10 protein-coding genes are annotated in these 12,980 nt (G+C 68.0%); 9 read left to right on the forward strand and 1 reads right to left on the reverse strand.

The genetic code is table 11. The features are described 5' to 3' along the window. Positions 1–9 precede the first annotated feature (9 nt). The 9 genes from ACGFY5_RS24140 (at position 10) to ACGFY5_RS24180 (ending at position 11,945) form a co-directional block, all read left to right on the forward strand. Entirely contained in the window at positions 10–1,461 is a 1,452-nt protein-coding gene (locus tag ACGFY5_RS24140; RefSeq protein ID WP_392723054.1) for an ABC transporter substrate-binding protein, read from the forward strand. 68 nt (positions 1,462–1,529) lie between these two features. Continuing rightward, complete coding sequence (locus tag ACGFY5_RS24145) at positions 1,530–2,480, forward strand: carbohydrate ABC transporter permease (protein WP_392723056.1); 951 nt, start codon at positions 1,530–1,532, stop codon at positions 2,478–2,480. Continuing rightward, positions 2,477–3,361, forward strand: coding sequence for a carbohydrate ABC transporter permease (locus ACGFY5_RS24150; RefSeq protein ID WP_392723057.1), 885 nt, complete (start codon positions 2,477–2,479; stop codon positions 3,359–3,361). The genes ACGFY5_RS24145 and ACGFY5_RS24150 overlap by 4 nt, the downstream gene beginning before the upstream one ends. Further along, positions 3,358–6,447, forward strand: coding sequence for a glycoside hydrolase family 2 TIM barrel-domain containing protein (locus tag ACGFY5_RS24155; RefSeq protein ID WP_392723059.1), 3,090 nt, complete (start codon positions 3,358–3,360; stop codon positions 6,445–6,447). The genes ACGFY5_RS24150 and ACGFY5_RS24155 overlap by 4 nt, the downstream gene beginning before the upstream one ends. Continuing rightward, positions 6,444–9,494, forward strand: a complete 3,051-nt coding sequence (locus tag ACGFY5_RS24160) for an alpha-mannosidase (RefSeq protein ID WP_392723060.1) — start codon at positions 6,444–6,446, stop codon at positions 9,492–9,494. Before ACGFY5_RS24155 ends, ACGFY5_RS24160 begins: the two co-directional genes overlap by 4 nt. Positions 9,495–9,638: 144 nt before the next feature. Then, positions 9,639–10,244, forward strand: a complete 606-nt coding sequence (locus ACGFY5_RS24165) for an ATP-binding cassette domain-containing protein (RefSeq protein WP_392723062.1) — start codon at positions 9,639–9,641, stop codon at positions 10,242–10,244. Continuing rightward, on the forward strand, positions 10,241–10,924 hold the full coding sequence (locus tag ACGFY5_RS24170) for a hypothetical protein (RefSeq protein ID WP_392723063.1): 684 nt from the start codon (positions 10,241–10,243) through the stop codon (positions 10,922–10,924). Before ACGFY5_RS24165 ends, ACGFY5_RS24170 begins: the two co-directional genes overlap by 4 nt. Further along, complete coding sequence (locus ACGFY5_RS24175) at positions 10,921–11,559, forward strand: hypothetical protein (RefSeq protein ID WP_392723065.1); 639 nt, start codon at positions 10,921–10,923, stop codon at positions 11,557–11,559. The genes ACGFY5_RS24170 and ACGFY5_RS24175 overlap by 4 nt, the downstream gene beginning before the upstream one ends. Continuing rightward, positions 11,556–11,945, forward strand: a complete 390-nt coding sequence (locus ACGFY5_RS24180) for a GntR family transcriptional regulator (protein WP_392723067.1) — start codon at positions 11,556–11,558, stop codon at positions 11,943–11,945. Before ACGFY5_RS24175 ends, ACGFY5_RS24180 begins: the two co-directional genes overlap by 4 nt. 96 nt (positions 11,946–12,041) lie before the next feature. On the opposite strand, the gene ACGFY5_RS24185 is transcribed toward ACGFY5_RS24180, so the two are convergent. Then, on the reverse strand, positions 12,042–12,836 hold the full coding sequence (locus ACGFY5_RS24185) for an SAM-dependent methyltransferase (protein WP_392723068.1): 795 nt from the start codon (positions 12,834–12,836) through the stop codon (positions 12,042–12,044). Positions 12,837–12,980: the final 144 nt, after the last annotated feature.

Raw genomic sequence — 12,980 nt, forward strand, 5'->3', positions numbered from 1 at the left:
CTTCACCGCGTGGTGCACCGTGCGCCCGCGTTTTCACCGAAGAATCTCATTCGAGATGGCCGACGCGGCCTCGGTCGAGCGTCACAAGGCCGATCCAACGGAAAGGATGTCCCTTTCATGACGAGAGGCATTTTCGGTCGTCGCCGTGTCCGGGCCGCGATTGCGGCAGCATGTGCAACCGGGCTCCTGGTCGGCGGCTGCTCGTCGTCGGGCGATGAAGGGTCGGCGGCTGAAAGCTGCGCACCGGCCAAAGGCAAAGTCACCCTGCAGTACTGGAACTTCGTTCCCGGAATGCAGAAGGTACTCGATGTCTGGAATGCATCGCATCCAAACATCCAGGTGACGATGAAGAATATCGCCGACAATTCTGCCGATCAGATTACGAACGCGGTGAAGGCCAACCAGGCCCCCGACCTGGCGCAGATCGGCTACGACTCGCTGCCGCAATTCCGTACGCAGGACATGCTCGCGGACGTGTCCCAGTGTGCCCCGGCCGCTGCGGCCAAGTCCAAGTTCATCGATTGGACGTGGTCGCAGTCGACGTTCGGCGGCCAGGGCATCTACGCGTTTCCGCAGGACATCGGCCCGCTGGCGATGTATTACCGGGTCGACCTGTTCGAGAAGTACGGCATCGCCGTCCCCAAGACCTGGGCCGAGTACCAGGCCGCAGCGAAGACCCTGAAGTCGAAAGATGCATCGTTGGACATCACGGCGTTCGACCCCTCGAACCCCTGGCTGTTCAACGGGCTCCTCTGGCAGAAGGGCGGCCAGATGTACGGGTACAAGAACGACAAGTGGGTCGTCTCCATCGACAACCCCGCCGCGCGGGCCGTCGCCGCCTACTGGCAGGGTCTGATCAAGGACGGAACGGTCCGGACGGACCTCAAGAACGGTTCGACGCCGCTGACCAACGCGTACGCCAAAAGCCAGCTCGCGACCATGATCGGCGCCGCCTGGAGTTACACCAACCTCCGCGACAACGTGCCGGCGCAGGCCGGCAAGTGGCGAGTGGCGCCGCTACCGCAGTGGGCGGCCGGGGAGAACCGGGCCGGTAACTGGGGAGGGTCCACTGTCGCCTTCATCAAGGGCGGCAAGCACCCGTACGAAGCCGCTCAGTTCAGTGACTGGTTGAACACCGATCCCGAGGCGCTGAAGATGACGAACGACCTCGGCGGCCTCTACCCGGCCGCGACGGCCGGAGCGGACCTGGCCGCGTTCAAGACCGGCACGCCGTATTACGGCAACCAGAACATCTTCGACGTGTTCAGCCAGTCGGCGGAGAACATCGACACCACATGGCAATGGGGCCCGACGCAGGTCACCGCGTACAACTCGCTGGGCGACGCCATGACGAAGGCCGTCGCGAGCGGCACCGACCTGTCCACGGCACTGAAGGCTTCGCAGGACGCCGTCGTCGATGCCATGAAGGGTCAGTCGATTCCGGTGACCGCTGCCAACTGAGCCCCCATCCGTGGCGCCGGGCCGCAGCCGTGGTCCGGCGCCACCGTCGATCCGAGACGGGCGAACCCATGACCTCACCGACCAGCATCGCGCCGGCGCCCCCGGCGTTGCCGAACCGCTCCACCGCACCGCGATACCGCGTCGGTGTGCGGTCGGGAACGATCGCCTCGTTCCTGTTGCCGTTCTTCGTGCCCTTCCTTTTGTTCTACGTCGCACCGGTCGTCTACGCGCTCGTCGAGAGTTTCCAGAAGATCGAACGATCGGGCGGCCAGTTCGGAACGGTGTCCACCGTCTTCGGCGGCGTCACGCAATACGCGGCGGTCCTCTCCGACTCCGAGTTCTGGGCCAGCCTCGGCCGGGTCGGCCTGTTCGGTGTCGTCCAGGTCCCGGTCATGCTGTTCCTGTCACTCCTCATCGCTCTGCTCCTCGACTCGCGACTGGTCAGCTTCCCGTCGTTCTTCCGGCTGACAGCCTTTCTGCCTTATGCGGTGCCCGGACTGATCGCCGCCATCATGTGGTCGTTCCTTTACCACCCGCAGTTGTCGCCGGTGGTACAGATCCTCAGCGACATCGGGATCTCCGTCGACTTCCTCGATCAGAGCAGCGTCCTGTGGTCCATCGCGAACATTTCGACGTGGCTGTGGACCGGCTACAACATGCTCATCATCTACTCCGCGCTGCAGGCAATTCCGCAGGAGCTCTACGAGGCCGCGCGGCTCGACGGCGCGGGCAACCTCGCCATCGCCCTCCGGATAAAGCTTCCGATCGTGTTCCCATCGATCGTCTTGACCACGATCTTCTCGATCATCGGCACACTGCAGTTGTATGCCGAGCCGTCCGTGCTCGCCCAGGTGGCCCCGAGCGTGTCGACCACCTACACGCCGAACATGATGACCTATGGAATCGCCAGCGGCGGCAACTATCAGCAGGCCGCGGCCATGTCCGTGGTCATCGCCATCGCCACGTTCATCCTCAGCTTCGGCTTCATGAAGATCACCAGTCGGAGGTCGGACGCATGACCGCCGCCCGCACGTCAAGCGCCCCGGGGCGTCGGCCGCCCAGCCAGGAGAGCCTGGTCGGCCGCATCGCGGCGATGAGCGTACTGGTGGTCCTCACCATCTACTTCCTCATCCCCGCCTACTTCCTGCTGGTGTCATCGACGAAATCCCAGGGCGACTTCGCCTCCACCTTCGGGCTGTGGTTCGCCGACCTGAACTTCGCCGACAACCTCCGGACGCTCTTCACGACGCAGGACGGGCTCTTCGGGCGATGGGCCGTCAACAGCCTGATCTACGCCGGCGGGGGAGCCCTCATCGGGACGTTCCTGTCCGCGCTCGCCGGGTACGCCCTGGCGAAGTTCCGCTTCCGCGGGCGGGACTTCCTGTTCTCCGTCATTCTCAGTGGCGTACTGGTCCCGTCCGCGACGCTCGCACTGCCGCTGTTCCTGATGTTCTCGGCGGTGCACCAGGTGAACACCTACTGGTCAGTGATCCTGCCGAGCGTGGTCAACCCGTTCGGCGTGTTCCTCGCGCGGGTCTTCACCTCGGCCTCGGTGCCCGAGGCGATCCTCGAGTCGGCGAGGATCGACGGAGCCAGCGAGTTCCGAATCTTCCGGCAGGTGTCGCTGCGGCTGCTCGCACCGGGCCTGGTCACCATCTTCCTGTTCCAGTTCATCGGTATCTGGAACAACTTCTTCCTGCCCATGGTCATGCTGCAGAGCGAAGAGCTCTACCCGATCACCCTGGGCCTGTTCAATTGGAACGCCGCCGTGAGCCAGCAGCCCGATCTGCAGCAGTCGGTGATCACCGGCTCGTTCGTGTCCATCGTGCCGTTGATCGTTTTGTTCCTGATGCTGCAGCGCTTCTGGAGAACCGGACTCGCGGCTGGAGCGGTCAGATGAACTACCTCACCGACACCGGCCCGGGAACCGGACGCCGGAGAGCGGCCCGGTCCTGGCTGCACTCCGACGCGCCGGCCCTCTCGCTGGACGGCGCCTGGCGTTTTCGTCTGCTGCCGGCCGCACCCGGCACCCTGGGAGGCCGTGGGGTGCTCCCGGCCGGCGAGGCCGACGACGCGATGGCAGCACCGGACTACGACGACGCGGCGTGGGACTCGCTCGACGTGCCCTGTCACTGGGTGCTGCAGGGTGACGGCCGGTACGGCGGCCCCATCTACACGAACGTGCAGCTGCCGTTTCCGCAGGACCCGCCGCACCCGCCGGACGCCAATCCGACCGGCGACCACCGGCGCACGTTCGTCCTGCCCGATGGATGGACCGACCAGGAGACGGTCGAGGCGATCGTCCTTCGCTTCGACGGTGTGGAGTCCCGCTACCGCGTCTGGGTGAACGGTGTCCCGATCGGCGTCGGATCGGGATCGCGGCTCGCGCAGGAGTTCGACGTGACGGACGCCGTGCACGAGGGCGTCAACGTCATCGCCGTCCGTGTGCACCAGTGGTCCGCCGCAACCTACGTCGAGGACCAGGATCAGTGGTGGCTGCCCGGCATCTTCCGGAGCGTCACCCTGCAGGCCCGCCCCGTCGGAGGCATCGAGGACGTCTGGGTCCGTGCCTCCTACCATCACGAGTCCGGCAGCGGGACGATCACCAGCGAGCTCCGCGCGACGTCGGCGGCCTTCCCGGTGCACCTGCGGGTGCCCGACCTCGCCGTCGATGTCCGCTGGGCGTCCGCCTCGGACGTCGGGCCGATCGACGTCGGTGCAGTCGACGCCTGGTCGGCCGAGAATCCGCGGCTCTACGACGCGACCATCACCAGCCGCGGCGAGACGGTGTCGCTGCGGCTCGGTTTCCGCACGGTCACCGTCCGAGGCGACCAGTTCCTCGTCAACGGCCGGCGGGTCGTCTTCCACGGGATGAACCGACACGAGACCCACCCGGACCGGGGCCGGGTCTTCGACGAGGACTTCGCTCGCGCGGACCTCGCCATGATGAAGAGGTTCAACGTCAACGCGATCAGGACGTCGCACTACCCACCGCACCCGCGGGTGCTCGACCTCGCGGACGAACTCGGCTTCTGGGTGATGCTGGAGAACGACGTCGAGACCCACTCGTTCCACCACGGCAGCGACCGCTTCCACCCCGGCGGCGGACGCGACGAGTGGTTCGGCAACCCGAGTGAGGATCCCGCCTGGCGCGAGGCGTACCTCGATCGGATGGAGCGCGCAGTCGAGCGGGACAAGAACCATCCGAGCATCGTGATGTGGTCACTCGGCAACGAGTCCGGGACCGGACGGAATCTGGCCGCCATGGCCGCCTGGGCGCGGATGCGTGATCCCGAAAGGCCCATCCACTACGAGGGTGACCGCGCCGGCGACTACACCGACGTGTACTCGCGGATGTACCCGACGATCGCCGAGACGAGGAGCATCGGAGACGATTCGACCTCGCTGCTGCTGGAAGCCTCCGGGGCGCAGTCCGCCCGGCAGCGAACGAAACCCTTCCTCATCTGCGAGTACGTGCACGCCATGGGGAACGGTCCGGGCGGTATCGACCGCTACGAGGACCTCGTCGACCGGTTCCCGCGATTGCACGGAGGATTCGTCTGGGAATGGCGAGATCACGGAATCCGTACCCGTACCGCAGACGGCGTCGAGTACTTCGGTTACGGCGGTGACTTCGGCGAGATCGTCCACGACGGCCCCTTCTGCATGGACGGGATGGTGCTCTCCGACAGCACGCCGTCCCCGGGCCTGTTCGAGTTCGCCGCCGTCGCCGCCCCGGTGCGCTTCGCCTTCTCGCGGTCCGGCCGTGAATCGGTCGCGGTCACCGTCGAGAACCGGCGGCACAGCGCCGACACCTCGGATCTGGTGTTCCGCTGGAGAATCGAGCAGGACGGGCACGAGGTGAGCCACGGCGTCCTCGACGATCTCGCATCGATCGACGCCGGCGCAGCCGCGACCGCCACGGTTGTGCACGCGACACCGTCGGGGAAGGACGAGACCTGGCTGACCGTCGACGCTGCGCTGGCCGCCGACACGACGTGGGCGGCAGCAGGGCACGTGGTCGCCTCCGGGCAGCACGACCTCACGCCGGCCGGTGGCACCCCGACGAAACTGACGAGGGCGTCCGGCCCCACGGGGACGACTGCGGGAACACTCGAGGTCGGCCTGGCAACCTTCGAGGAGGGCCGGCTCACCCGGCTCGCCGGGCTCCCCGTGACCGGCCCCCGCCTGGAACTGTGGCGAGCCCCCACGGACAACGACCGAGGGAACCACATCGGCAGCTACGACACGAGCGATCCCCTGGAGGGGGAAGGGCTCGGCGTACCCGGTCCGTCGTACGCCGCCCAGTGGCTGGACGCCGGACTGCATCGGCTGGTCGCCAGGGTGGAAGACGTGTCCGCCGTTCCCTCGGGCATCCGCATCCGCACCCGCTACGGCGCGCCTGACCACCGGGCGGCGGTCACCGTCGAGGAGACCTGGACCTCGCGTGACGACGGGTTGTGGCTCCGCGTCGAGATCGAACCGACCTCCCGCTGGGCGATCGTCTGGCCCCGCGTGGGCGTACGTTTCGATCTCCCCACCACCGTCGACGGCGCGGCGTGGTTCGGGACCGGTCCCGGCGACTCCTATCCGGATTCTCGGCGGAGCGCCCTGGTGGGCCGGTTCGCCCGTCACATCGATGACCTCACCGTGCGGTACGCGCGCCCCCAGGAAAGCGGGCACCGCAGCGACCTGCGGTCGCTGCACCTGGCGACGGACGGAGAACCGTACCTGTCGATCGACGCCTTCCCCGATGCCCGTGGCCGCCGCCCCGGGTTCACCCTGACCCGCCACACCGCCCAGGAACTCAGTGCCGCCCGGCATCCGCACGAGCTTCCCCCGCCCTCGGCGTCCTACCTGTACCTCGACGCGGGCCAGAACGGGCTGGGATCACGCGCCTGCGGCCCGGACGTCTGGCCGGATGCGCTGCTACGCCCCGAGAGCCGCACTCTCGTCCTCAAGATAGGAAGCAGCGGAGTCCGATGATCGAGGTTCGTCAGAAGAGTCGCCTCCTCCAGATCGAGCAACGCGTCGCCCGGTTCGTCCGCGACAAGATCGAGCCCCGGCTCTACCGCGCGGCGGTCCCGTTGACGGTCCGGCACCGGGAGATCGGCGGCGAACCTGTACCCTTCGCCGTCGGCACCGCGGGAGAGCTCCGACCACTTCCGGTCGGGTCGGAATGGGGACGCGCGTGGGACACCAGCTGGCTGCGGGTCCACTGCACGATCCCGGCCGACTGGAACCGGCAGGGGAGCCTGCGCACCGGCACCCGGCTCGAAGCCGTCATCGATCTCGGCTTCACCCATGCCCAGCCGGGCTTCCAGGCGGAAGGACTCGCCTACACCCTCGCCGGCGAGCCGTTCAAGGGGCTGTCTCCCTGGAACCACTACGTTCCCCTCGACGGCGACGCGGGCGACGCCGTCGAGTTCTGGGTCGAGGCCGCTGCCAATCCGAATGTCGCCGGATCCGACGTGGTCGACTTCACCCCGACTCCGCTCGGTCTCTGGGAAACGGCCGGAGAGACCCTGCGCTACCGGCTGAACCGCGCCGATCTGGCGTTGCTCGACCTGACGGTCTACGAGCTGCTCCAGGACATCGCGGTGCTGCGCGGCGTCGCGGCCCAGCTCCCCGTCACGAGCCCTCGCCGCTGGCAGATCGCCGGCGCGCTCGAACGCATGATCACCGCGATCGAACCGGTCCGCGTGGCGGAAACCGCTGCTGCCGGACGTGCCGAACTGCGCGGCGAACTGATGAAGAAGGCCACGGCGAGCGCCCACACCATCCACGCCACGGGCCACGCCCACATCGACTCCGCCTGGCTCTGGCCGGTCCGGGAGACGATCCGGAAGTGCGCCAGAACCTTCTCCAACGTGCTCGCGCTCATGGACGACCATGACGACTTCGTGTTCGCCTGCTCCTCGGCCCAGCAGTTCGCCTGGATGAAGGAGCACTACCCGACGCTGTTCGAACGGATCCGGCAGCGGGTGGCCGAGGGGCGTTTCGTTCCCGTCGGCGGCATGTGGGTCGAGGCGGACACCAACATTCCCTCCGGGGAGTCCCTGGTCCGCCAGTTCACCCGTGGCCAGCGGTTCTTCGCCGAAGAATTCGGCATCGAGTGCGAGGAGGTCTGGCTCCCCGACAGCTTCGGGTACACCGGTGCGCTTCCGCAGATCGCTCGTGGTGCCGGGCTGAAGTGGTTCTTCACGCAAAAATTGTCCTGGAACCGGGTCAATCGGATGCCGCACCACACGTTTCGGTGGGAGGGGCACGACGGGTCCATTCTGTTCTCGCACATGCCGCCGATCGAGACGTACAACGCCATGCTTTCCGCGGAGGAGCTCGTCTACGCGGAAAACAACTTCGCCGACCACCTCACCAGTTCGATGTCGCTCGCCCCCTTCGGGTGGGGAGACGGCGGCGGGGGACCGACGCGTGAGATGCTGGCCGCGGCCGACCGCCAGGCCGACCTCGAGGGCGTCCCCCGGGTCACCGTGAGCTCGCCGGCCCGGTTCTTCGCCGCGGCCGAGGCGGAGAACCCGGAACCCGCCGTCTGGAAAGGCGAGATGTACCTCGAACTCCATCGAGGCACCTACACCTCGCAGGCGGCCACCAAGCGGGGTAATCGCCAGTCGGAGTCACTTCTGCGGGAAGCCGAACTCTGGGCGACCACAGCCACTGTGCGACGTGGGTTCCCCTATCCGGCCGAGACGCTCGACGAAGCCTGGCGCCGCGTGCTGTTGCTGCAGTTCCACGACATCCTGCCGGGCAGTTCCATCGCCTGGGTACATCGCGAAGCGGAACAGACCCACGCGTCGGTCGCGGAATCGCTGAATCATGTCATCGAGACGTCGCTGGCAGCTCTCGCCGGGCCCGGAGATCAGCTGCTGACCGTCAACTCGTCACCGTTTTCCCGGGCGGGTGTCGCCCCGCTGAGCTGCGCGGCCGCGTCACTCCCCGCCCGGGACGCCGCACCGGTCCGGATCGTCGAGGACGGCACGTCGTGGACGCTCGTCAACGGTCTCACCCGTGTCACCGTCGACGAACGCGGCTTGCTCGTCGTCCTGGACGACCTCACGACGAAGCGGAGCCTGCTCACGGGCCGTAGGCCGGGCAACCTGCTCCAGCTGCATCCCGACCTGCCCACCGAATGGGATGCGTGGGATCTCGACGAGCACTACCGGCAACAGGTCGTCGACCTCGACGACCGGGCGGAGATCACCGCCACGGGCGACGGGGACCGGGGCGTCGTCGTCGCCCGACGCCGCTTCGGGAACTCCACCGTCGAGCAGCACATCGTTCTCGAACGAGACCGCGCCGACGTCACCATCACCACCGAGGTCGACTGGCGCGAACGCCAGAAAGTCCTGAAGCTCGCGTTTCCCTTCCGGATCGACGCACTCGAGTCGACTGCGGAAACACAATTCGGTTACGTCACCCGGCCGACCACGACGAACACCTCCTGGGAGGAGGCGAAGTTCGAGATCTGTGCGCATCGGTGGTTGCACGTCGGCGAGAAGGGCTACGGCGTGGGCGTGGCGAACGCCACGATCTACGGCCACGACGTCGTGCGTGATCGGGACGTGGACGGGCCGATGACGATCGTCCGGGAGACCCTGCTTCGCAGCCCGCTCTTCCCCGACCCGGAGACCGACCAGGGCGGCCACCGTTTCACCACGGTGCTCGCTCCGGGTGCGGACGTCTCCGCCACCGTCGCGCTCGGCTTCGATCTCGCCTTCCCGCTTCGGTCGATCACCGGAGCGGAGGTGATCGAACCCTTGGTGCGGGCCACGGGCGAGGGAGTGGTGGTCGACACCGTCAAATGCTCCGACGACGGGTCCGGCGACGTCGTGGTCCGGCTCTACGAATCCGCGGGGCGCCGAGCCGACGTCGAGGTCGAGGCGTTTTTCCCGTACGAATCGGTGGCGGTGACCGACCTACTCGAGAAGCCCGTTGCCGTGTCGCTGCCGGAGGGCCGTTCCACCAGCCTTCGGCTACGTCCCTTCGAGTTGGTCACCCTACGATTCCGGCGATGATCCGCCCCTCGAGGTGAGGGGCGGCACCCTCGGTCAAACTACTATTGTGCTAGTACTTTAGTAGACCGAGAGAGGTTCGCATGACGACGACGCTGGACGCGACGGGGGAGCAAGCCGCTCTACGACGGGTTCACGGTCGCGGAGATGATCCGCTTCGGCGCGGCCACCAACGCCGGATTCGACACGCGCGGCACCACCGAGCGGCTCCGCGGCCTGGGCATCCCGCTCGACCGCAGCGTCGGCCGGATCTCCGGTGGCCAGCGCACGCAGGTCGCGATCGCGCTCGCTCTCGGCAAGCGCGCCGACGTCGTCCTGCTCGACGAGCCGATGGCCGACCTCGATCCGCTGGCCCGCCCGGCGCTGCTCGGCGAGTTGATGGCGACGGTGGAGGAGCGTGGCTGCACGGTGATCCTCTCCTCGCACGTGCTCGCGGAACTGTCGGACGTCTGCGATTCACTGCTGGTCGTGAACGAGGGATCGCTGCAAGTGTCGGGGCAGATCGAGGCGTTGGTCAACGGCCACCGCCTGCTCGTCGGCCCCGTCGAGGCCTACGGGGGCAACGGCCGCGTCGGCGTCCACCCCGTGGTTTCGGCCCGCACGACCGAACGCCAGGCCACGGTCCTCGTGCGGTGGCGCGCCGAGCCGGTCGATCCCCGGTGGGCCGTGCACGAGGTGACGCTGTCCGATGTCGTTTTCGGCTACCTGCGCAGCCCCGCGGCAGCGGCCGGGCCCGAGTTGGTGGCCGTATGACCAGCTTCGCGACGTTGACCTGGCTCCATGCCCGCCAGCTGCGCGGCGCCGCACTCCTGTCGCTCGCACTGATCGCCGCCTACGCGCTACTCGTCGCGGGCCCGGAACGGCTGGCCACCTACTACGAGTCCATGGGCGACTTCGCGCAGCCCGGCGTCTCGGTGCCGATGCTGTTCGGTGCCGGTATCGCTGCGCCGATGCTCGCCCGGGAACAGCAGCGCGGCACGGTCGACCTCGCGTACACCCAGTCGATGCTCCGCGCGCGCTGGCTGGCGGCCCGCGTCCTGCCCACGCTGGTGCTCGCGGTGGCCACGATGTACGGGGTACGGGCCGCGTACGGCTTGCCGCCGGGCAATCATCTGATCTGGCCGGGCGAGGTCGGTACCAGCACCGTCCGGCTCGGTTTCTTGCTCTACGCCTGCGCGCTCGGGCTGTGCGCCGGTGCGGTGCTGGGCCGCACGCTGCCGGCGATGGCCGTCACGGTGGCCGGCTTCCTGCTCGTGTGGAACGGCGGGCTCCTGTTGCCGCTCGTCGATCTGCTCGCGCCGCACCCACAGGTCTACGACCCGGCCGAGTACCCGCGAGTGGTGTGGGCCTACGGCGTGGTCCTCTATGCCCTCGCCGCGCTCTGGCTCGCGATCACGTTCGGGTGGATGATACGAAAGGTGCCACGGTCATGATCTGGGTCACCTGGCGTCAGCAGCGCTCGCTCCTGACCACTGCGGTCGCCGTGGTCGCGGGTCTCGCGTTGATCGGAGCGCTCGAACGGCACGGCATCGTGGGCGCCCTCGGAAACGGGAGCACGTCCCGCACGATCGCGGCGTTCCTGCCCGCCGCGCTCGGCGTCTTCTGGGGCGCGCCCCTGCTCGCCCGTCCGCTCGAGAACCACACCGCCGATCTGATGTGGCCGCAGCGCCGTCGATGGCTGGCGCTGACCCTGGTACCGCTCGGCGTCGCCACCCTGACGGTCGCGCTCACCGTGCGTCTGGTGCTCACCGGTGTGCTGGAAGGCCGATTCAACGACCACTACCGGTACGACGTCGTGTCGGTGGCCGCCGTGGGCTTCACGGTCTTCGCGGTGGCGCTCGGGGGCTTCGTCGGCGCGGTGATCGGAAAAGTCGAGCCGGCGATGCTCGTCACGCTGCTGGTGTACGCGGCGGTGCGGTTCGTGGGCGGCTGGGTCCGGTACGGGGACGGGTCGTGGGACCGCTGGTACGAGATTCGCTGGGAAGAGCTCGGCTGGTACCTGGGGCTGTCCGTGCTGCTCGTCGCCGGGACGTTCGTCGTCGTGGCGCGGAGGGGGACGTCGTCGTGATCGAGTTCCGACTGGACCGGACGTCCGGCGTCACCACCTACCTGCAGCTGGTGCAGCAGGTGAAGGACGCCCTGCGGCTCGGTGTGCTGGAGGCCGGCGACCAGCTCCCCACCGCCCGCGCGGTGGTCGCCGCACTCGCGATCAACCCGAACACCGTCCACAAGGCCTACCGCGAGCTGGAGCGCGACGGGCTGGTGGAGTCGAGGCAGGGCCAGGGCACGTTCGTGACCCGGTCGCTGGCGTCACCGGCGCTCGACGCGCACCCCGACCTGCGGCGGTCACTCGTCGACTGGCTGACCGCCGCCCGGGCCGCGGGCCTGGACCGCGAGGCGGTCAACGCGCTGTTCACCAGCGCGACCCGCGAGGTGTTCCGGGAGGTGGCGTGAGGTGCCGGCGCTCGCGGTGCGCTCGGTGCGTCGGCGCTGCGCCCATCGCGCAACGGGAGGTGACCGACGCCGTCCGCTGGCCGCCGACACCTCGGGTCAGGGTCGGCGGCCGACGCCGCCGATCAGCCAGCGGGTGGCCTCCGGCGCCGGGTCCGCCGGGTCGGGGCACCACTGGTCAATCGTCACCAGACCGGGTTCGACCAGGTCGAACCCGGCGAACACCTCCGCGATCTCGTCTTTGCGCCGGAAATAGATCGGGGTGGGAGTGGCGCGGTAGGCGGCCTCGACACCCTCCACCGCCTCGGCCGGGTGATTGTCGACGGTGACGTGGGTGGCGGCGAGATAGCTTCCCGGCGCGAGCGCGTCCCGCAACGCTCCGATGACCGGGTCGAACTCGTCGGTGCGCAGGAAATGGGTCATCGCGATGAGCATGACCCCGACCGGCCGGTCGAAGTCGATCAGCTCCCGCACTTCGGGGTTCCCGATGACCTTCTGCGGCTCCCGCAGGTCGGCGGTCACCACCGTGGTGAGTTCGTTGGTGGCCAGAAGTGCTCGACCGTGCGCCAGAACGATCGGATCCTTGTCGACGTAGACCACCTGGGCGTCGGGCGCGGCCTGCTGTGCGATCTCGTGCGTGTTGCCGACCGTCGGCAGGCCGGCGCCGATGTCGATGAACTGCCGGATGCCGGATCGCACCATGAACCGCACCGCACGCCGCAGGAACGCGCGATTCTCGCGGGCCAGCTGACGCACCTCCGGCATGGCCGCTTCAACTGCGGCGACCGCGTCCCGGTCGACTTGGAAGTTGTCTTTTCCCCCGAGGTAGTAGTCGTACATGCGGGCCACGTGGGGCCGGCTGGTATCGATCTGCGCGTTCGTAGCGTGTTCCACCTGAACACTTCCCTCCGACTGAGTCCACTATGTACGTTAGCGTGCCCGATCAGCGCTCCGGCGAGGTGTGACCCTACGTACGTCGACCGGGCCCTACTGCCGCGCATCAGCGGGAGCGGGCAATTGCCTCGCCGTTCCGCTGCG

This window comes from Cryptosporangium sp. NPDC048952 (genome assembly GCF_043197895.1).
In the GTDB taxonomy this organism is placed as follows: domain Bacteria; phylum Actinomycetota; class Actinomycetes; order Mycobacteriales; family Cryptosporangiaceae; genus Cryptosporangium.